The sequence below is a fragment of the Mucilaginibacter aureus genome, from assembly GCF_053514885.1.
The window spans coordinates 2456081-2476454 of sequence record NZ_CP170601.1 but is presented as its reverse complement, the minus strand read 5'-3'; the positions used below and the strand labels follow the sequence as shown (position 1 = coordinate 2476454).

The window sequence follows — 20374 nt, the reverse complement described above, 5'->3', positions numbered from 1 at the left end:
TTGTAAAACTGTTGTGTATTTTACGGTGTTGAATTTAACCCCTGAACCCTATGCACAATCAATCAAACCCGACTCAGGCAAAAAAAACCTGGACCCACCCCGAGCTCGTTTTAATATCCGCTAACAATGTTAACGCAAAACACATCCCAAGCGTAAACGAACATACGGGGCACTATGCTTTCGGTTCAAATGGTACCCAATTTTTTGTTAATCCATTTTCTCATGGCATTACGCTTGTCACCTCTATGGGTGCCCCGGTCGGTCACAAATCGTCAGCAGTACTATCATAACTGATACGTAGATCTTCTGTATTATCGTAAAATTGCATGCATCGGTTGCAAGGCCAATATTGGCTTAAAATTACATTGGTGCTTGCCAGGCTATCTGTCTCTGGCATCAGTTTAAGTTTTCAACTACTGCTTTCGGTGTAACCAACATCAGCGTAACGCTCAAAAACAAAAAACCCTTGCCGATATCTATCAGCAAGGGTTTTGTATTCATCAGGTTGGAGCCTTTCGCCCTTAACCTTTAAGCTTCGCCTCAAATTAGTTTTGGCCAAACTCGGCGTTAGCTGTAACAGCAACTTCGTCGCTTAACATGGCACTGCCAAAGCCTGCACCTACACCAAAATCTTTACGGTTAATAGTGCCGGTAATTTTAAAACCTGCAACCGGTTTTTTGTTCATACCAACACCGGTACGTACAACAGCGTTTAAAGTAACCGGTTTGGTAACACCGTGTAAAGTTAAGTTACCGGTTACAGTGTAGTTGTTACCTGCTGCCTTTTTAAAGCTGGTGCTTTTAAAGGTAATAGTTTGGTATTTGGCAACATCTAAAAAAGCCTCGCTTTTTACGTGTTTGTCGCGGGCATCATTATCGGTGTTCAGGGTAGCTGCATCGGCAGTAAAATCAACCGTAGCATTGCTAAAATCGTCGGCCGGGGTGTTAATGGTAGCATCGGTTATTTTAAACGAACCTTCAACATCATTAATTCCCATGTGAGTTATGGTAAATGCCAGTTTTGAGTGATTTTTGTCGATCGTCCAGGTTGCTGCCGGTTTAAATGCAAACAATAAAGCCGATACGGCTATAGTTGCTAATACTAATACTTTTTTCATAATTTTAATTTTTACGTTTTATAGTTTGATCTTTGTTTTATAATACACCCGGGCCTCTTATTGTTTTTGGCCGGCTGCAATTACTATACAAATATAAAGCTAAATTATATGTTATAACATATAATTTAGCCATTTTACATTTTGATGAGAATTAGTTTTGCTGATAGTGGTAATTGGTGTGCCGCTATATCCGGTAATCGTACAACAACAGGTCAATACCCGGCTCTTTATCCGTTTACTGCAGACTTGTTTCAGTCGTTGTAAAACGTTAAATTTGACAGCACTTTAAGTTCCCCTTAATTAATGTTCACCGAAGAAACTCTCCCCAACACGCCCATAAAGAAAACCTGGGCCGATCCCAGGCTTTTTATCATTTCCAGGAACGATATTTTAACGCCCAAGTCAAAGCCTAACGTCCACGAAAGCACCGGTAAATATACTGCCAATGCCTCTTACGGCTATTTTTCAAACCAGGCAGGCACCTCGCGCGTAGTGCTTACCAAAAACGGTAATCCTATTGGCAATGTGTCATCAGCGGCTTCGTAAGTCAAAGGCCCTTTTCAAACATGCACTAATTGATAACCTTTATCAGCTTGCGCATGCAAGGCAGATATAGCGCCTAACATCAGCGCTGTAAAAAAACAAAGCGGCCTCATAGTGTTGTTTTCATTTATTCACCACTTGTCGCATCACCGTTAACCATCTCCGGTTTCTTATCCCACGCAGCTATCAGCAAACAAATGGCCCCTGCGGTAACGGCCATATCGGCTACGTTAAAAATACCCGTGCGCAGGTTCATAATACCCACGTTCATAAAATCGGTAACGTGGCGGTCAAAAAATAACCGGTCTATCACATTGCCCATTCCACCGGCAAATATCAGCGCAAGCGCAATCATTTTAAGGATATTTAGTTTATCCAGGTTTTTAAGGGTATATGCAACCAGGGCTGCCATCATAGCAAGCGGTATTATGCTTAATAACCAAAAGCTGGCTGCTTTGGGAAGGCTATCGCCCAGGTTAAGCGCCGCCCCGGTATTTTCGGCATACTCCAGTTTAATGGTGTTGTGCAGGTAACTTATTTCGGGGCGGTTCATCAAATGCGTTTTAGCCAGGTTTTTAGTTACCCTGTCGCAACTGATGAAAGCTACGCTAATGATACAAAACATTAATATTTTAGTACTTGATCGCATTATTTTCACTTATTTATTATAAAATTAATAATTTTTTAAATATTTTTTGTAAATATTTCCCCACTTTAAATTAATTAACTAATGTTAATTTTTTGTATTTATTAATTCAAACTTACACTAAATTACTTAAACGTAATATCTGGCAAAAAATCGCTTAAAAAGCACCTCACGTATTGCCTTTAGCGTAAAAAGGGTATAGTTACCAAACGTAACTCTCTGTAAAACCGTGCCGTATACAGCGGCATATTTAACAAAAAGCAACTAATTAAACCTAAACAATTAAACTATTTTAACCCAAAGTTATGCCCGATTATCTCATCCTGTTAGCTATTGCCACATTTGCAGTTATACTGTATGTGATGTTTTACAACGAGTTTGTTTTTATGCCTAAAGTAAAAAAAGTTGAACTTGCCAACGAATTTAGGTATGCCCGTAATTTAAATACCGAACTCATCCACCTTTTTCGCAAGTACGAGTTACAACTGCAAAATGCAGGTAATATTTTTGATGGTTTAACTTATAATGTCGTTGCCGACCAACTACAGGCCTGGCACGATAAAGTTTACACCGATGATACCTTTAAGATTCTGGTTAGCCAGGAGAAAAAAGCCAACCGCTATGTAATTGATGATTTACAGGCTGACATTTTTGAACATATTAAAATGCAGCACCAGGTTAAAGCCAATTTTAGCAGAGCCATAAGTCAGGTAAACCTTGCTGCGGCCTAAACAGAGTAAACATCATTCAAATTACAACACCTCATCACATGACAAATCCAAACCAAATTAACCATACCCCGGCTGCCCGCAAAAAAAACTGGAAAAGCCCAAAAGTTATTACCATTGCAGCCAGCCAGATCAAAGGCTATCCTGCTAAAACAATCTACCCTAACAGTGGCGCTATTGCAGTTGCCTTACCGGCCGATACACTAAGGAAACCCGTTACGCTTTGGCACGAACATCAGGTAAGCGTACAACAACCTGTAGCAGCAGTTGCCAAAAAAACACCCAGGATCGGTATTTTACGCTTTGCCGCTTATTGCCTGTTGCTGATAGTAATGCTCCCCCTGTTTTTGCTTGATGCTAAACGCTCATCTCATTAATATTAAACAACTATTGATTTTTTACCCCCCTGCCCCTTTTGCATAACCGGCAAAGGGGGTTTTTTATTGCATCGCGCCAGGGTTTACATCACTCAATACTATTTACAGTTTTTTTGTTTGCCCGAAAACTGTCGCAACAACTCAGTTTTGCTTTTTTTTGTGTTACAAACAATTAATTTGCCACTCAAGAAATACCGCTATGCTGCTGCGCATAAAACTTAACTAAAACAGGCCACAACAAGCACAAAAGGTTAATTTATTGATAATCAACCAACATAATTGCAATTTCGTAACATATCTATTACCTTGCGACACCTAATTAATTAATACTGGAATGAACCCAAAAACAAACGGTTTACTTTTCATGTTCATTGTCCTGCACACTAAAACGGGCAAAACTATAGCTAAACAAACCAATGGCAAAAACCTTAAAAACATTTTGTTATGATACGTTTAGCTAAATACACCCTCATCTCTACCCTGATGCTACCGTTTTTTTTGCTCGACGGGCAGGACTGTATTAAACTCAACAAGCATGAACGCGATGATGCCGCTGTAGAACAACTGCATTAAATAGCTCCGCACACAAATATGCTCCCGCTGATAAGCAGGGCATCTTTTTGATCAAACAAGATACATTTATATACCCCTAAAAAACACCCGAATGTTAAAAGTTACCACCACCGTTGCAAAAAAAACCTGGGCGCAACCTCAACTTACCCTCATTTCGCAAAACAACATTACAGGCGCCGCACAGCCCGGCGTTCACGAAGGCCAGGTTATCAGATCACAACCTACCGGAACACGTTTCTCGCTCGTTACGTTTACAAACCCGGCTGTACCCAGCTATGGCGGCCATCTTGCTCACCATACCAAAAACTTTTATTATTCGTAATAACTGCGGTAGTTGCTAGTGGTATCACCATAGCTAATAGCTTTCATCGTTGCCCTAATGCTCGTTTTTGAATTTTGACTTTAAACCTCAACGTATCTGCGTTACATTTACAATATTGAAAATCTGGCTGCAGTCGTCAAGGTTCAGTTCAAAATCAGGGTAGGCATCCTTGTCGGGATTTAGCGATTGGCAGGTGATCACCCCTTCTTCTACATCGTGTTTAATAATGCGTTTGATCAGGATGCCCTCTTTGTGCACAATCACGTAATCTTTAAAACGATGGATATGGAACCTGCTGCTCCACAGGTGCCGCTGTATTTCGCGGCCGGTAACCGTACTGCCCTCGGTAATGCTTTCTTCGGTGCCATTGCTCATGCTGTCTCCAATAACCTGGAAGGCCATATACTTGCCCTTATGCTGCTTATTAACCACAAAACTATGTTTGGGCAGTTCGTCAATATATTCCTCATCCTGGTAACCGGCCAGGTATCCCGCATAAGCGTAATCCTGCACCAGCGGCACTATCATAATAAACTGCCCGTTACCCAGGTCAACAAAGGGGCTGTCAGTTTCGTTATGCTGTATATCACCCACGCCATAGGCATTGCTTTGTTTGGAGATAGAAACCGTCGCTTTTTTTTCATTACTGAAAATATCCGGTAGTTTTTCTGAAAGTAAGGTTTTAAAGTTAGCATCCAACTTACTTTTGCGTAAGTGATAATTAAGGCCCTGCCGTGTTAAACCCAGTTTATCGGCAATATCGCCCATAGGTATGCCGCTACCTTTTAACAAATTACGAGTGTGTTCGCCTTGATGCATAATTCAAAATTGAAAATATTTTTTCATTTTTACTTTCAAATATGAAAGTATTGATTTACCTTTGTTTTGTACTAATAATCAAAGCAACAAAATACTTTTCAATTATGCAATTTAAATAGTTGAAAAACTGTATACATATCCATTTTTAGTAAAGTAAAACTATACAAAACGAAAGCAACCATGCACAATTACAAGCACAACGGGTATTTTGATACGGGTTAATGGGGATGGCAATACTGGCAATTGAAAGGGTTATAAAACAAGGCCCCGATACCTAAAGGTACCAGGGCCCATTAAAATTCCAATCCCTTAAAATTTTAATTAGCACAACAATAATACAACTTTTAATTTAATAAAAAACAATGGAAGCAGAAATTAAAACTATCGATAATTTGTTAGTTTACCTTTTTGCCGATAAAAAAGCAGTGTATATCGATGATATTATTGTTAATACCGATGACAGTTACGAAGTATCGTGGTGTTTGGATTTTACTTTAAAAAATAATAACCCCCAATGGCACGATACCACCGCTACCCGCACACAGCTAATTGATTTTATTATAGCCAATCGCCTCAATTATTGGGAGGCCTTTAGGTACGATGACGCAACTGGCAGCGTACAACCCTTTACCAACTGCACGCACGATATTGATACCTTTTTGGATGAAAATTACCCGGATGTGGTGAAGGAGTTTTTGAGTTGCCAGTTACGGGTTGCCAGTTGTGCGTTAAACAATCGCAAACTTTAAACCTGTAAACTTAAACCAACTTTTCAACTCACAACACGCAACACGCAACTAAAACAAAACATATGGAAACCAACGAACTGATATTAATGATCTGCAAAAACCACCAGGGCGAGTGGTTAACCGCCAGGCGCATACAAGCCATTGTAAATGCCATAAAGGGCCAAAATATTTTACTGGTAAAAATTAAACGTGGCTTAAACAAACTTACCCGGCAAGATAAGCTTACGCGGATGATCGACCCGCGCGGCGAGCATTATACCGCCAACTGTACCAAAGGTGGCTTCTATTTGTAATTTTCAACGATTGATCATTGAGCAATACAGGTGAATAATTAACAACCATTCATCCAATCAACTTAACAAATTGATCAAATCACACTACGTTCTTTGAAATATTTAATTTCCTGTTAATTCAGGTTACGATACGTTGTAACGATCCGGATGCCGCACTAACATCAATGCCGGTAGTATTGGTAAAGTGATGCCGCAACAACAGCAACTTGTTTCCGGTATCTATTATCACATATGTAACAAATGTAATATCTTGCTATTAGCGGAAAGATTGAAAACCGATCACGCAATGATCACCAAAAAGGCTACTCGCTTTTTTGCAATTTGGTAGTATTAGCCGGGGCGCTCTCATCATCGTACTCTTCATTTGATGGGATATTCACCCTCACATAATATTTTTGCAAACATTGGCCGCAAAAAAAACGGCGTATAGGCCTGTTAGGAAAAAACAGCTTTACGTACCAACTGCGATGTATTACCGCATGAAACTTGATGTTACAACGCGGGCAATAATATGCTGATGCACGGGGCCTGTATACCTTTTCTGTCAAGTGTTTTTGAGTTTGGTGTTACACAATAATAACAAAATTATCGTTGCCCTAAAAACAACCATTAAAAAAACAAATAAATTGGCGTGCCGGCTGTACACCCCCAATAAAAACACGGCATACTTTAAGTAAAGGTTAAAAACCTTACTTGCTTAGGTGACTGGCATCAACCCGCACATAATATTTACGCAGGCATTTGCCACAAAAAAACCTACGGATGGGCCATTTAGGAAAAAAGTGTTTAATTAAAACATTACGATGTATACGGGCATGGAACGGAACACCACACTTGGGGCAATTGTATAGATATTCCAGGGGGAGCTTATTAGGATTATCCATGTCGTTGTTGGTAGCGTATAAATGCTACGCAAATTACAAAATATAATTAACAAACAACAAGCCCCGCCCAACCCTGCCGGTAGGGGGGCGCTTAAAAAGTCGGATCAATAAATTACCTAAGCGCACCCTTACAGGCACGGTTTACTCAAACTGCAGTTCCCATTTGCCGTCCCCTCCGTCTACCACTCGGAAAATCCTTTTTTCGGCCGTGCGGTCGCTGTCGGTCGATGTGATCAGTACAACTTCATGGTCGTGAAACTCTTCGGTATAGGGTACCATAATGGCACGGATGGTGTGCGGGTCGCCGGGGGCTGTTAAGGTTTTCATACGGTTGTTGTTTTATACAGATAACACCCATTACCGCAATATGTTTCTCCTGTCGTTATTGATGTTATCGCCAACAACCCAATCCTTCAACCACCTAAAAACCATCACGAATAGTAATGATGCTTGGTATGTGCAGCGGGAAGAGTACCAGTACCAAATGGGCCCTTCAAGCCAAAGCCATTAACTGTTGGACTGCTGGCGGTAATAGATTTTTCGTGTAAGCCGGACTGCGGTCCGCCGTTAACCGTATTTGAGCCTATCAAAGTTAGCACGGGCGTGGCCCATAGTTTTTTTATTGGCTGGCCATTGTTATTGTTTGTTGTAATATTGCTTTGCATAGGGTATTTTTTTTTGCACCGCATGATACAACAATTAAATGGTTCAACACTTAATTATTTAAAAATAATTTTAATTTTTATTTAAACTCCTTCGAGCTGATAAGTCTAAAAGAAAACCAAATTTCCCGATGTGGTTAATGTTGCAAGCCTTAGTTGGTGTTATCACCAACTACTCAAATACCCTGATACTCGTCTAACAATGGCTGCTTGCATCGGTACACGGATATAACAACTTATGTTTTGACTTTTGACTTAAAAAGCTACCCATGCTGCTCTATCACCTTTTTTAAAGCAGATGCCTGCATCACCCCACTTTGGCGCCATTTAGTTTTACCGTCTTTAAACAAAATCAGCGTAGGTACGCTTTGCACATTGTAGGCATTGGCGGTAGCGGGGTTTTTGTCAATATCAACCTTAAGGATAGTAATACCATCGCCAAGCATTTCTTTAACCTGTTTTAATATTGGCGGCATAGCCTGGCAGGGGCCGCACCACTCGGCGCTAAAATCAACCAGTACAGGTTTGCCCGATTGTAACAGATCGTTAAATGCTGACATGATATTTCATTTTTATACAAATATATAACAACCGTTAGTGAGTAAGGTTTGTGCCGGATTACTCATACTTGGATACTTGCAAACTTGATGTCGCTTTTGGGCTCATTCCGCGTTCTTAACACGTAGTGATTTTTTAATCCGTTTATAAAACTCTGGCGACTGGTTCTCCTGACCGCTGCCTGGCCAGGTATCGGCGTCTAAATTGATCTCACTTTGGTTGATCACTACCAGTTCGGGGCTTTTCCATGCTTTTTTGGGCAAGGCGTTACTATCCGTTTGCGGTGTAGGTTCAGTATTCTTTTTCATTGATGTTAGGTAAAAATGCCGCGCAATATAAGGGCAATACCCAAAACATCAAACGTTTTGTAACTTAAATCACCCCTGTGTTTACCAAAAGTTTAATTACAGCCCTCATGTTTAATTTAAGTTGATTATTTAACCCACCAATTAATCAATACAACTCTAAACAATAATACTAACCCTTTCCCGGATAGCAAACATCTTCTTAATATCCTGATTCATTGCCATTTCGATGTGCGAAAAATACCTTTTTTGTTAGAACTAAAGTTTTAGCGGCTTACGGCGAGTCTGCTCACCAACAAAAGATGCTGATCATATAAGTTTTGGGCATTCCCTTCGGTTGCCATAATTAACACCAATCCGCATGCGGGTCAGGCCTCCGCCGGTAAACAAAAAAGCCCCGTTAAGGGGCCATAGGTAGATATAGGGTGGGGGTAGATGTGAGGTTGCTCTCAATCCGCGTTAAGCGGCTATTGATTTTTTATAACGACTCATGGCAACATTAAAGCTAACCTTAATTTTCAGTTGCATGCTTATCTGCTGGTCTATACTGGCCTTTATGGCTTCAATATGTCTGCGTTTTACTTTTTGCCTGCCAACCAATTGTTTAAAGGTATCGGTAGTGTAAACGTTGCTTTGCAATATTTGCAGATTAGCCATCGTAGTTTCATAATTGTCGCCATCAAACAGGCAATCCTGTAGGTCCTGGCCATAATGGCTCAGCAGGTTTATCAGTTCGGTATTGAGGTTACGGGCCTGCCTGAAATGATGCGCATTGTTTAACGATTTTATTTTAGGAACAAGCACAAAATGATTGTACACATAGCCGGCGCTGAGTAGCAGCATAGCAATAAAATAAAGCAGGTTAGCAGACATGGGAAAAGGTTATAGGTTACTCAATCTGTTAAATATGAACTGTATACGATTGCGTTTGAAAAAAAGTTTACTTTGTTGAATTATTTTTATTTTCAGGTTAAAAACACCTTTAAAACCTATTTAAACGCGTTATTTACTATTTGCACCTGCATAAAAAAAGCCCCTGCAAAAGGGGCTTTTTAAAAACTTTTTTATGATAGCTATTATGCGGCAAAGCGGTTATTTCTGGCGATCAGTTTATTAAAGCCATCCTTAACCTGTTGCTGCATTTTAATCTGGCCGGCAATATCAGCCTGCAGTTGTTCTATATCATGGTGTTTTGTTTTTTGCTTACCTACTATCTGTTTAAAAGTAGCAGTGGTGTAAACATTATCGCGCAGATTTTGCAGGGCATCCAAAGTATCTTCAAATGTTGCTCCGTTAAAAACCAGTCCGGTATTTTCGAGCATCGGGGCATTGAGCCATAAAAGGCTGATCAGTTCGGCATTCAAATTGCGCGCGTACCTAAACTCGTTAGCTAAGCTTAGCCTTTGCATTTTAGGTGCAAAAACATACTTTTTATAATACATTACATAAAAAATACCCAGCAGGGCCATAATAGCGAAAAAAACGATATAATCAGACATAGGGAAACGTTAAAATGTTAATCATTTAATGCGACAGGTGTATTAATGTATACGAGGTTTGTCGCAAAACAGTTTCCTGGTGTTACGTTATTTTTTTCTTTAAGTTAAAATCAGATACAGAAAGCCTTAACATGCTGATTAACATATCAACAGCATATAGGATTATATGGATGCAAAATATAAAGGCGAAAACTTGACATCCCAAGACGAAATATGGGTCCGCGTAAAGGCAAAATAAACATTAAAGCTACTGCTCTGAGCAATGGCAGAAATATTGGGTAGCGATAGAAGTTTTAAATTCTGTTATATATCATTTACACATTGCTAAAACTCTTCAGTAAACAATGTTATTTCTCTAATACCAATACCCGGTGCAGCTTTATCAATGTTTAGCCTAAACACCCTTGCGGTTACCGGCGCGAAAGGTTTGAGTATTCCCTTTCCTATTTTGCTGCCGGTTAAAACTGTTTTCCACTGGCCCCCATCCTGATATTCGAGTTTAAAATCTTTAACAGTCATTTTATCTTCCTGCAAAGCAGCAGCGCTAATTTTATGAGCTTTCCCCAGATCTATCTGCAACCAGGCAGTAGTATCGGCAGCAGCAGCATGCCAGGCGGTCTCGGCAAGTCCATCAACAGCTTTGGCCGGTAGGTCATCTGCATTAAGTTCGCTTGATGCGCTTGCCGTTTTACCAATGGTTGGTATAACAGGCACTGCAGGCTCGCCCACAAAGGTAAGGGCTATAACGCTGGCGATACTATCCGGAGCTACAGTTGGTAGTGTTAAAGTCAGGCCGGCATCGGTAGTTTTATATTTAACCGGTTTACCGCCTGCAAGTAAAGTAGCTTTGGTAATTTGGTTTTTAAACGGAACATTTAGCACGCCGTTTTTTGGCCAGTTAAACACATGCAGGTAAAGCGTTTGTTTTTTACGCGTGCTGCGGCCCCAGCTTAAATAACTAAACGGACCGTTAGTAGTGCCGTGTATACTTTCGCCGTTAACATCCATCCAATGGCCAATTTGCTGCAACCGCTCAATCGAAGCATCGGGTATTAAACCCTCGCTGGTGGGGCCAACGTTTAGCAGGTAGTTACCGCCCTTGCTGGCAATATCAACCAGGTTTTGAATCAGCGTGCGGGTACTTTTCCAGTTATGATCATAGCTTTTATATCCCCAGGTATCGTTCATGGTCATGCAGCTTTCCCAGTTTTTACCGGGCAGCCCCGTTGCCGGGATATATTGCTCGGGCGTTTCCAGATCGCCGCTAAAGCCGCCGCCTAAACGGTTATTATAAATAATATTGGGTTGCAGCTTAAGCAGATCATATATTTTGGCGGCATTATCGTGATTCATTTGCGCCGGGGTATCAAACCATAAAACCGATATAGGGCCGTATTTGGTGAGGATCTCTTTCATTTGCGGTACGGCTATATGATCAATGTATTTATCAAAGCTTCCCTCTTGCGTCTTATCCCAATATCCACCGTAAGCCCCGCCGCCGGGGTGGTTCCAATCCTGATCCTGTGAATAATACAGCCCGAACTTTACACCATACTTTTTACACGCCGCAGCCATTTCGGCAATCACATCCCGTTTAAACGGAGTGGCATCAACAATATTAAAATTGCTGGCATCGCTTTTAAACATGGCAAAGCCATCATGGTGCTTGCTGGTTATCACAATATACCGCATGCCGGCAGCCTTGGCCAGTTGCACTATAGTTTCGGCATCAAACTTTGTTGGGTTAAACTGCGCGGCATATTTCTGATATACAACCATAGGTATTTTACCCTTGTTCATTATCCATTCGCCAATACCAGGTATTTGCTTACCATCATAAGTACCGGCCGGTACCGAGTAAATACCCCAGTGGATAAACATGCCAAAACGGGCCTCGTTCCACCATTGCATACGCTGCTGGCGGTGTGCCTCGGTTTCGGGCGTTTGCGCCCAGGTTGTTTTAATAAGCAACATAATGGCGGCAAGCAGGGTTAATTTTTTCATAACTCAAAAAGGGGTAACGCAGTAAATAAATAATTGGTTAGGGCAAAGGCAGGGCCATCGCGAAAGCTAATTTCGATAATATTACTGAAAGATACGATGACATGGCTTGGCTAAAAAGTAAATTATTTTGTCGGAGGTAGTTTTGATATATCGTATTGGGTTTGAACTTAAACAACCATCGGGCCACACAAACTACCTAAATATGCTATGCTCATATTTATTTATATTTTAGTCACACCTAAATCATCTGTCAACATGAACCCAACTACAATCCTGCGCTCATTTTTTCGAAGGAGAATTTTACTTCTTCTTTTTGCTTTTGGTTATTTAGTACCAACCCTTGCCCTACATCTTTTAGGTTATATTTGGCAGTTGGTTAGCCCCACCTGGGATTGGCCAAAAGGCTTAACCGATTTTTTAAGCGCCTGCATCAGCGGCTTTTTAAGCCCTGTATTTGCTATTGTTTTTGGCATGAGCGTGGCACATAATTCTAAAAAACAGATAGGTTATGTTTTGCTTGGCTTAATAGCATTAATTACTATTATAACTAACACAGGCATTTTTTCGCACCATGCCACAAACACATCGTACAGTATACTATCAATATGTTGTACAGCACTGGCATTATGGTTATTTTATCAAAGGTTACAACAAATGGAACCCGATGACAGCTACCCGCACAATTTACTTTACAATACTACCGCCGCTTTGGCTAATAAGCCTCAGTACCCTACCGGTGGGGCTACCACTATTATGCAAATTTTAAGTCTAAAAGGCTTTGACTCCAATGGCGAACCCAAAATACGGATAATGGCCAATGGAAGTATATATGTTGCCTTTAGCGCCATGCCACCATTAAACAAGCAACGCCGACCCATAATTATGCCTGTATTTGACGATTTTACCGCAGCACTGCAAAAGGCTGTTAACGTAACAGTTGAGCATCAAAACAACAATTGTTTTTTTATACCTCATCCTGAAAAAGACACCGCCTACCAGCTAAAATATTACCTGGCTACGTTTTGGGAAAACGAAAAACAAGCATAGCACTTTATTGATCCGTCAAATGCCTTCATCGCTAAAAAGCAAACCTGTCATTCGTTTATAATTGTTTAAAAAGTATTGCGTAACTTTAAAATGCTCGGTATCCTCGTAGTTTACTTTGTGGATGCCGGTGTCATCAAGCTGGTAAATAAGCGCATTAGGGTATGCTAATAAAATGGGCGAATGTGTAGCAATAATAAACTGCGATTCAGCCTTTACCAGTTTATTAATAACAGCAAGGGCCGCCATTTGTCTGTTTGGCGATAATGCCGCCTCGGGCTCATCCAGCAGGTAAAGCCCTTTCCCTTTTAACTTGCCGGTTAAAGTACTCATAAAGGCCTCGCCATGCGAATACTGATGCAGAAATTTATCATCATCGTCGGTATAGCCTAGCTCTTCCATATACGTGGCTACATTATAAAAACTTTCGGCACGTAAAAAGTAATAATCAGTAGGTTTGCTAAAGCTTTTTACACCGGTTAAATATTTAAAAAGCGGCGAGGCGTTATCGTGTGTTTTAAACTGAACGTTTTTTGTACCTCCTTCAATACCAAAGCCAAGGTTTAGTGCTATAGCTTCAAGCAAGGTTGATTTCCCCGCTCCGTTCTCTCCAATTATAAACGTAACATCGGCATGAAACGGCAACGAATGCAGGTTTTTTATCGCAGGCACATTAAAAGGATACTGTTTAAACGACGGAACCATTTCGCGTTTAAGTACTATTTGCTGCAAATAGGGTTTAGCCTTCATTACAGGTTAAATATACAACAGCCATTTTGATTTAAGCGTAACAAACACAACTCAGGACCTTAGAATTATCTTTTAGCTATCTCCTTTTTCTTTGCGCCGGCGTTAGCGGTATCCGGATAGGCTTTTTCGGCTTTAAAGCCATAATTTACAAATGCTTGTTTGGTACCATCCGCCTCAATGGCCATAGTAACCTGTTGGCCAACGTCGGTAAGCGGTATACCTATACTATAATTGATCACAAAGCCCCTGCCCGATCGTGATCTTTGTATCCGCCTGTCTATAAACAACAGCGACCCATAATTTTTCAATTCATCTCCCAGCAAAGGCAAAAAATCATCGCGGGTAACCCGGCCTGCATAAATAGGTTTTAAGTTGCGGCTCAGCAAAATATCGGTAATAAAATTGTTGGTAGCAAACGCTTTAAGGCCGATGAGTTTGCTATACTTTTCGGGCAGCATAATGCCTGCATCGTAGGCGCAGTAATGCCTTACATGGATGTGCAGGGCGCCGCTATCGGTAAGCAGGGTAGTGTCAACCGTGGTAACGGTTTTATAGTTACTTAAACAATCTTTCAGTATCTGCGCCGGCGACGGCCCGGTTTGATTGCGCACAGTATCTACCGGTGCAAAGGCTTTATCAACGCTATCGGTTATGCTTTTTGATGGCTTTACAAGCGGCCCACGCCCGTTACCCGTACAGGCGACAAAGCAAATGCAAAGCAGTAAAATGAAAGGCCTTGACATGAGTTGGTATTTAAAGTCCGAAGGTCGGAAGTCCGAAAGTAAAAACTTATTCATATTTTATCATTCAGGCTTTTAGATCCTTTTAATCATTACTCCCCTTTAGGGGGTTGGGGGCTTATCTCCTCATACCCTGTTAATTCCCAAACAGCGTTGCCCTTAACTTGCTTTTTAACATAGTTAACCCGGTAAGTACTGCTGGGTGCAATAGTGAACTGAAAGCTCAGGGATGTTTCGGTTTCATCTTTAGGGATAAACTGCGGCAGTAGTTGCCCGGCTATCATTTCAACATGCGGTGGTATGGCTGCCATTGCTTAACTGTTTGCTTTAAATATCATGGCTATTAAAACCACCAATATAATGCTTACAATAATAAGCACCCATTTTAACACTTTATTGATCGTGTTGTTTTTTTGATTATTTGCGGCTGTTTTATCTTGTAATAATGTGCGGCTAAAGGTATCTGTGTCGCCTGTATCATCATCAGGGGAATTGGCATTCAACGTATCATCAATAAATGGATTAACCACCACGGGTACGTGTTTGGTGCGGTGCACAGGCTCGTCAATAACCGGTTCTTCAAAATTGAGGTGACTGGCTTTGGCACCCATTTTTTTCATTTTTACTTTTAGCCGGTGCTCGTTTATTTTTTTTGTACCGGTAAACAAAGTACTTATGGCCTTTACCGCGGGTGGTAGTGGTAAATCAAGCGGCGGTTCGGGGTCGGCAACATCATCGGCCACCACGTCAGGCTGTTCGTAAGTCAGTCCCTGGGGCGTAATTTTAGCTTCAATTATTTTATCATCAATTGGGTACAGGCCGTTTATCAGCTTCCAGTTCAAAAAATCATACGAACCGTTCACCACGATTAGCTTTTCGTTCGCTAAGGTATCCAAAGCCTGCTTAAAGGCCTTACGTTTATCAGTAGTATCAAGTTCGTTTAAAAACGGGGTCTTAATATCAATAACAGCAGTGGTAGCATTATGCTCACGTAAAAAATTTAAAACACCGATACGAAAGGCACGCACCATAAACAGTTAAATATTGGGTTATCAAAAGCACCTAAATTACACAATTTTAGGCGGTGTAACTAATACTTATTAGGGGTATTTTTAATTTAAAAAAATACTATTACCTTGTACCAATTAATTTAATATGATCGCCCCTAATTATCATACCAATAACAGCGTATTGCTATACGCTGCTACAACTATTTGGTTAAACAAACAGTGTGCCGTTTTAATTTTAAACATCAAATAAAATGGCGGCCAATAACTTATCATACTCCGTAAAAGTTTGTTTAACAAGCGCTATATTATCACCAGGCGTTATTATTATTGTTGATACCGTGTTGCTTAATGCCCGTTATCGTGATGTTTGGCAATCACTGCAAGCCGACATGCTGATAAGCCTGGCTCTCACCCTACCCATTTGGTTCTGTTTTTACCTCATCACGCGTTATGTAAATGCCAGTCCGCAGTTTTTTAGCGGTAAAAAATTTATTTTGGGTGTAACCGGTTCGTTCCTGGCTTTTGCGCCGGTTATATTTTGGCTGTTTTACAACATCAGTTATTTTTTGGGCTTTAATATTATCGATCTGATGCAGCCGCTTATACACGCTATGTTTATAGTGGTAGGGGTACTTGCCTTTAAGCTCGAACCCAACATTGCTCATGATAGCGTTTACGGCGATTACAAGGCGGGATAGGCCGTTGGTATTGCAGGAACGAAAAACCACTAACTTATCCATGTGTTACGTTTATATTTCACAACCCATTTGCTTTTGATTTTAATTAGATAATAATCTTTCCCATAACCGCATAAACCTCCGCAATGAAACCCCATCTGCATATAGGCCTTCATATGATCATGCGAGAAAATCGGCACTGATAGAGTTAATAAAGAGTAAATCCTGTCTTTCTCTATTTCCCTGTCATATTCTTTCCTCGTGATTATTTTTATCTGGTTAAATTTACTCTTTTTCAATACGATTGAGCCATTGTTCTGATTTTGATAAACCAAAAATGATGAATCGCGACTCATAAAAAAATCGGGCATAGAGATCAGTTGGGTGTAACTCACATCACCTCTCGGAGGTGGTAATACTATTTCATTTTTCTTTCCCGGCTTCGTGAAATATACTTTTACTTTGCCCAGTGTGTCTATTACTCTCAAAGGCCATTGCTTGTTAAAATTAATGGTATCCAATCTCTCCTGCTTTACCAGCGCGTTAACTACATCGTAAATTTCGGCATCAGTAACGGGCGTAAAGGTTTCTACAGTTCCTTTGCTTTGGCAGGATGATAATATCAACAGTAATGCAAAAGCAAGTAATGGTATACAACGGATAGTAAGGTACTTCATCAGTTAAATATACTAATTTGATTAGAACGTTCAGAAACTAAATCTTGCCGGCTTTCTGTTAAGTTTGCACCTGTACAATTACCCTTCAAAAATAAACCCTCGCGCAAAACTAAAGTCACATACAATAATTAAAACATAAAGTATATTTTAGCATTTATATTGTAAATATTCCGCCCATGAAAACCCTTAAACACTTTTGCTATAGTTTATTAACCCTTGGTTTATGCATCCTAACCACAGTTAATTATAGTCACGCGCAAAGCAAATCGCATACGCATAAAAAAGCTGCAACGCATAAAAAGCCGCTTACCTATAAAGATTCCATTGTACTCGAGGCATCAGCCAACCTGGATAAGGCAGTTGTTGATTTTAAGGATAACAAAACCACTTATGCCGAAGTTGTAAAGTTTACGCTTAAAATTACCAACAACAGCGATGTTGACGTACCCGATCCGGGCGCTTACAAAGGGTCAAAATTTGTAAAGCTGTATATCAACGGAAAACTAAAAACCCCAAAGGCATTGTTTGACGAAAGTGAAGAACCTGCCGATACCGACAAGCTCATCCAAACCGGCGAGTCGCAAACATTTTACTGCGATTGGCTAAGATCAAACCGTACCCAGCTGATACGGCAATACGGTAAAAAATTTACCATACAGTTTGCTTACCTTAACAAACGCTCGCCAAAGGTTTGGGTTAACGTAAATAAGCTGCAAGCCAAAAGCTAAATAATTGTTATGCCGCCGTAGCTGCCGTAATCAAAAATTTAGGTGTTTAAAAATATTGTAGTAAGGTTGCTGCGTATATTTTTAAGGATTAAACGCAACCGGTAATTTTGTATGCTTACGAATGGTAAGAAAGTGCATGTGTTGGTGTATACATTTCTTTAGCCGCCTTACCTGCTTTCGGCCGAAGTTGGATATCGGCACCATCAATAAAAACCAACTCGGGTCTTTGCCATTGCTTTTTAATTATTACCTGATTATTGGCGATTATTGTTTGATTATACATTGGATTAAATTTTCGCCGAAGCTATACTATTTAATTTACAATAAATTAAACACACCGGGATGATCAGCTTAATCAACATATTTTTTGCAAGTTTAAAAATGTTTAGTATCTTTACATTTGTAATTGATGTAATAATATATCAAGAGAAAACAAAAGTTCAGGATCATACAATAATACGCCTTGCTTTTATCAACAGTTGATCTTTATTACCTAAACAAGTCAGGTTATCGTTATGCTGCCTGGCACCTATCACTGCGATAAGCATTGAGTAAATTCCGGCTTAGCCATTTTGTGAGTTTATTGAAAAGTAAAGGCTCACAGGCTATAGTCCAATACGTTCACCGTGGCAACCCATCCCGCCTGGCAACATTTCAACTTCAAAACATTCCAAAGCTCCAACCACTCCCACCATGCCAACCACCAAAGCAAAATCTACCCAAAAAACCCAAAAGAAAAAAGAGCCAAAAAAATCGGCAGCTGATGATTCAATAACCAGTAACGCTTCCAAAAAGAAAAAGGGATCATCCTTCCGAAAAACTGGTATTCAAAACCGGGCGCTAAAAATATTTAAAAAAACGGCTCGCGAGTTTTTATTGGTTGGCGGCAGCCGGTCGGGCAAATCGTTCATTATTGTGTACCAGCAACTGGCTATGGCTATTAAATACGATGGCTCGCGCCACCTCATTGCCCGCTTTAGGTTTAACCACGCCAAAAACTCGATCTGGCTCGATACATTAAAAAAAGTGCTTAAACTGGCTTATCCCGGTGTTAAAGTAACCTGGCGCAATACCGATTATTACCTCGAACTCGAAAACGGCTCACAGATCTGGCTCGCCGGCCTGGATGATAAGGATCGCACTGAAAAAATATTAGGTATGGAGTTCTTAACCGTATTTTTAAACGAAGCCAGCCAGATCTCGTACGAAGCCTACACCATCCTTAAAACCCGTTTGGCGCAAAAGATAGGCAGGGCCAGACCCCGGCTTTTTGTTGATGCCAACCCGCCCAGCAAAAAGCATTGGATGTACCAGGTGTTTTATAACAATAACGAGCCCGAAACCAATACCACCCTTGTCGAATCGCGCTATGCATACCTGCAAATGAACCCTATCCACAATAAAAAGAACATTAACGCCGAATACCTCGAAACACTAAACTCGTTACCGTTGCGCAAACGAAAGCGCTTTCTTGATGGCGAGTTTGCCGATGACAGCGAATGCGCCTTGTGGACAGACGACCTCATTAACGCCACGCGCCTGCGCCGTCTGCCCGATGGTACTTTGCCCGTAGAACTGAAACGCATTGTAATAGCTGTCGACCCTGCCGTAACCAGTAAAGATACCAGCGATGAAACCGGGAATCATGGTATAGAGATAGTAGAATGCAACCTGGCCGATATTGCAAAAAATGAAAAAAACGACAAATTAAAACTGCAGGCACAACTTAAGTACTTAAATGACAAGCACAATATTGATATAGCTAACGCCGGGACCGATGCAAAATTAAAAAATAAGATCGACGAGCAATATCTTGCCGATAAACAACAGTTAAATGAAGCATATCTGAAAGTTACAAAAAAAACATTTCAGGGCGAGTTAAAACTGATCGATCAAAAAGCACAGCATTACCAGCAGCACTTTTCAAAGTTATCAGGCTTGTTTGCAAAAAATACGCAGGTCAGCAAAGCCGCCTTTGCAGCACAAAAAGCCATAGCTACCGCCGAGATTGCTATCAATACCGAAAAACAAGTATCGGCAAGTATATCGGCTACAAAGAATCAGATCGCCGAAGACTCAAAATTAAGTTTCCCGCTCGGCACTATTTTGGTCGTTAAAGATATCGTGCTCGGCGCTATAGATGTTGCCAGCACCATTGCAAACGGGGCTAAGCAGGTAGCCTCAATTAATGGCACCAACCCGCCGGGTTTTGCCCGCGGGGGTATGTATTTATCAGATGGTTATGGCGCTTATTTAACCGGGCCTGGCACAGGCACCAGCGATAGCATTAACGCCAAACTAAGCAACGGCGAATCCATTATCAATGCACGTTCTACCGAAATGTTTGCCCCTATCCTTTCTGCTATAAATATGGCAGGCGGAGGTCGGGCCTTTGGCACCACGACACAAGGCAACGGTTACGCTTTAGGTGGATTGTTTAACGGCAGCAATACATTAAACGACGGCTCAAATGATTTTGCAGTAACCCGCGCCACTAACGATATGGTTAAAACCATCGCAGCTAACATGCCAAGGCAGATCTTGGTGGTTGAAGATGTACAGGCGTCCTTGCAAAACAAAGCAATGCTACAAAATATGAGTAATTTTTAAAAAAGCTAATTTTTTTAGTAAACCTTATTGCATATTCAAATAATTTTATATTTTTATC

At 40.7% G+C, this 20374-nt stretch carries 27 protein-coding genes; 11 read left to right on the top strand and 16 right to left on the bottom strand.

Annotation, left to right across the window (positions count from 1 at the left end):
- Positions 1-545 precede the first annotated feature (545 nt).
- The gene (locus tag ACFGVR_RS10525; protein ID WP_448702778.1) at positions 546-1118 is read right to left on the bottom strand and encodes a YceI family protein; all 573 of its coding nucleotides are present in this window, start codon (positions 1116-1118) and stop codon (positions 546-548) included.
- Positions 1119-1421: 303 nt separating this feature from the next.
- Between ACFGVR_RS10525 and ACFGVR_RS10520 the strand changes: the two genes are divergently transcribed.
- Entirely contained in the window at positions 1422-1664 is a 243-nt protein-coding gene (locus tag ACFGVR_RS10520; protein ID WP_448702777.1) for a hypothetical protein, read from the top strand.
- A 124-nt stretch (positions 1665-1788) separates the two neighbouring features.
- Here the strand turns inward: ACFGVR_RS10520 and lspA are convergent, their stop codons facing one another.
- Positions 1789-2310 carry a signal peptidase II gene (gene lspA / locus ACFGVR_RS10515; RefSeq protein ID WP_448702776.1) on the bottom strand — a complete coding sequence of 174 codons (522 nt, stop codon included), beginning with the start codon at positions 2308-2310 and terminating at the stop codon, positions 1789-1791.
- A gap of 302 nt (positions 2311-2612) precedes the next feature.
- Here lspA and ACFGVR_RS10510 point away from each other — a divergent pair, with 302 nt between their 5' ends.
- The 4 genes from ACFGVR_RS10510 (at position 2613) to ACFGVR_RS10495 (ending at position 4307) form a co-directional block, all read left to right on the top strand.
- On the top strand, positions 2613-3038 hold the full coding sequence (locus ACFGVR_RS10510) for a hypothetical protein (RefSeq protein ID WP_448702775.1): 426 nt from the start codon (positions 2613-2615) through the stop codon (positions 3036-3038).
- A gap of 38 nt (positions 3039-3076) precedes the next feature.
- On the top strand, positions 3077-3412 hold the full coding sequence (locus tag ACFGVR_RS10505) for a hypothetical protein (RefSeq protein WP_448702774.1): 336 nt from the start codon (positions 3077-3079) through the stop codon (positions 3410-3412).
- Positions 3413-3856: 444 nt separating this feature from the next.
- Complete coding sequence (locus ACFGVR_RS10500) at positions 3857-3985, top strand: hypothetical protein (protein ID WP_448702773.1); 129 nt, start codon at positions 3857-3859, stop codon at positions 3983-3985.
- Between the two features lie 91 nt (positions 3986-4076).
- Complete coding sequence (locus ACFGVR_RS10495; protein ID WP_448702772.1) at positions 4077-4307, top strand: hypothetical protein; 231 nt, start codon at positions 4077-4079, stop codon at positions 4305-4307.
- Positions 4308-4394: 87 nt separating this feature from the next.
- Here ACFGVR_RS10495 and ACFGVR_RS10490 read toward each other — a convergent pair whose 3' ends face one another.
- Complete coding sequence (locus ACFGVR_RS10490; protein WP_448702771.1) at positions 4395-5126, bottom strand: S24 family peptidase; 732 nt, start codon at positions 5124-5126, stop codon at positions 4395-4397.
- A 362-nt stretch (positions 5127-5488) separates the two neighbouring features.
- On the opposite strand from ACFGVR_RS10490, the gene ACFGVR_RS10485 reads away from it, so the two are divergent.
- Complete coding sequence (locus ACFGVR_RS10485; RefSeq protein ID WP_448702770.1) at positions 5489-5875, top strand: hypothetical protein; 387 nt, start codon at positions 5489-5491, stop codon at positions 5873-5875.
- A gap of 62 nt (positions 5876-5937) precedes the next feature.
- Positions 5938-6168, top strand: coding sequence for a hypothetical protein (locus ACFGVR_RS10480; protein ID WP_448702769.1), 231 nt, complete (start codon positions 5938-5940; stop codon positions 6166-6168).
- 1025 nt (positions 6169-7193) lie between these two features.
- Here ACFGVR_RS10480 and ACFGVR_RS10475 read toward each other — a convergent pair.
- The 7 genes from ACFGVR_RS10475 to ACFGVR_RS10445 all read right to left on the bottom strand — a co-directional run bounded on the left by ACFGVR_RS10475 (position 7194) and on the right by ACFGVR_RS10445 (position 12080).
- Entirely contained in the window at positions 7194-7379 is a 186-nt protein-coding gene (locus ACFGVR_RS10475; RefSeq protein WP_448702768.1) for a hypothetical protein, read from the bottom strand.
- 104 nt (positions 7380-7483) lie between these two features.
- Positions 7484-7717, bottom strand: coding sequence for a hypothetical protein (locus ACFGVR_RS10470; RefSeq protein ID WP_448702767.1), 234 nt, complete (start codon positions 7715-7717; stop codon positions 7484-7486).
- Positions 7718-7977: 260 nt separating this feature from the next.
- The gene (gene trxA / locus ACFGVR_RS10465) at positions 7978-8274 is read right to left on the bottom strand and encodes a thioredoxin (RefSeq protein ID WP_448702766.1); all 297 of its coding nucleotides are present in this window, start codon (positions 8272-8274) and stop codon (positions 7978-7980) included.
- 102 nt (positions 8275-8376) lie between these two features.
- Positions 8377-8580 (bottom strand): hypothetical protein, encoded by a 204-nt coding sequence (locus ACFGVR_RS10460; protein WP_448702765.1) that lies wholly within the window; start codon positions 8578-8580, stop codon positions 8377-8379.
- 456 nt (positions 8581-9036) lie between these two features.
- The gene (locus ACFGVR_RS10455; protein WP_448702764.1) at positions 9037-9450 is read right to left on the bottom strand and encodes a hypothetical protein; all 414 of its coding nucleotides are present in this window, start codon (positions 9448-9450) and stop codon (positions 9037-9039) included.
- Between the two features lie 203 nt (positions 9451-9653).
- On the bottom strand, positions 9654-10076 hold the full coding sequence (locus ACFGVR_RS10450; RefSeq protein ID WP_448702763.1) for a hypothetical protein: 423 nt from the start codon (positions 10074-10076) through the stop codon (positions 9654-9656).
- Positions 10077-10400: 324 nt separating this feature from the next.
- The gene (locus ACFGVR_RS10445) at positions 10401-12080 is read right to left on the bottom strand and encodes an alpha-L-fucosidase (protein ID WP_448702762.1); all 1680 of its coding nucleotides are present in this window, start codon (positions 12078-12080) and stop codon (positions 10401-10403) included.
- Between the two features lie 255 nt (positions 12081-12335).
- Between ACFGVR_RS10445 and ACFGVR_RS10440 the strand changes: the two genes are divergently transcribed.
- Positions 12336-13127 (top strand): hypothetical protein, encoded by a 792-nt coding sequence (locus tag ACFGVR_RS10440; RefSeq protein WP_448702761.1) that lies wholly within the window; start codon positions 12336-12338, stop codon positions 13125-13127.
- Positions 13128-13142: 15 nt separating this feature from the next.
- Here ACFGVR_RS10440 and ACFGVR_RS10435 read toward each other — a convergent pair whose 3' ends face one another.
- From ACFGVR_RS10435 to ACFGVR_RS10420, 4 genes are all read right to left on the bottom strand, one after another.
- Positions 13143-13874, bottom strand: coding sequence for an AAA family ATPase (locus ACFGVR_RS10435; RefSeq protein WP_448702760.1), 732 nt, complete (start codon positions 13872-13874; stop codon positions 13143-13145).
- 65 nt (positions 13875-13939) lie between these two features.
- Positions 13940-14617 (bottom strand): hypothetical protein, encoded by a 678-nt coding sequence (locus tag ACFGVR_RS10430; protein WP_448702759.1) that lies wholly within the window; start codon positions 14615-14617, stop codon positions 13940-13942.
- An 89-nt stretch (positions 14618-14706) separates the two neighbouring features.
- A complete protein-coding gene (locus ACFGVR_RS10425) occupies positions 14707-14925 on the bottom strand; it encodes a hypothetical protein (RefSeq protein WP_448702758.1) in 219 nt (72 codons plus the stop codon).
- Between the two features lie 3 nt (positions 14926-14928).
- The gene (locus tag ACFGVR_RS10420; RefSeq protein WP_448702757.1) at positions 14929-15645 is read right to left on the bottom strand and encodes a hypothetical protein; all 717 of its coding nucleotides are present in this window, start codon (positions 15643-15645) and stop codon (positions 14929-14931) included.
- Positions 15646-15875: 230 nt separating this feature from the next.
- Between ACFGVR_RS10420 and ACFGVR_RS10415 the strand changes: the two genes are divergently transcribed.
- On the top strand, positions 15876-16322 hold the full coding sequence (locus ACFGVR_RS10415) for a hypothetical protein (protein WP_448702756.1): 447 nt from the start codon (positions 15876-15878) through the stop codon (positions 16320-16322).
- A 29-nt stretch (positions 16323-16351) separates the two neighbouring features.
- On the opposite strand, the gene ACFGVR_RS10410 is transcribed toward ACFGVR_RS10415, so the two are convergent.
- Positions 16352-16978 carry a hypothetical protein gene (locus ACFGVR_RS10410; protein ID WP_448702755.1) on the bottom strand — a complete coding sequence of 209 codons (627 nt, stop codon included), beginning with the start codon at positions 16976-16978 and terminating at the stop codon, positions 16352-16354.
- Positions 16979-17154: 176 nt separating this feature from the next.
- On the opposite strand from ACFGVR_RS10410, the gene ACFGVR_RS10405 reads away from it, so the two are divergent.
- A complete protein-coding gene (locus tag ACFGVR_RS10405; RefSeq protein WP_448702754.1) occupies positions 17155-17706 on the top strand; it encodes a hypothetical protein in 552 nt (183 codons plus the stop codon).
- 115 nt (positions 17707-17821) lie between these two features.
- Here the strand turns inward: ACFGVR_RS10405 and ACFGVR_RS10400 are convergent, their stop codons facing one another.
- Positions 17822-17989 (bottom strand): hypothetical protein, encoded by a 168-nt coding sequence (locus ACFGVR_RS10400; RefSeq protein WP_448702753.1) that lies wholly within the window; start codon positions 17987-17989, stop codon positions 17822-17824.
- Positions 17990-18399: 410 nt separating this feature from the next.
- Between ACFGVR_RS10400 and ACFGVR_RS10395 the strand changes: the two genes are divergently transcribed.
- A complete protein-coding gene (locus ACFGVR_RS10395; protein ID WP_448702752.1) occupies positions 18400-20316 on the top strand; it encodes a phage terminase large subunit in 1917 nt (638 codons plus the stop codon).
- The last annotated feature ends 58 nt before the right edge of the window (positions 20317-20374 follow it).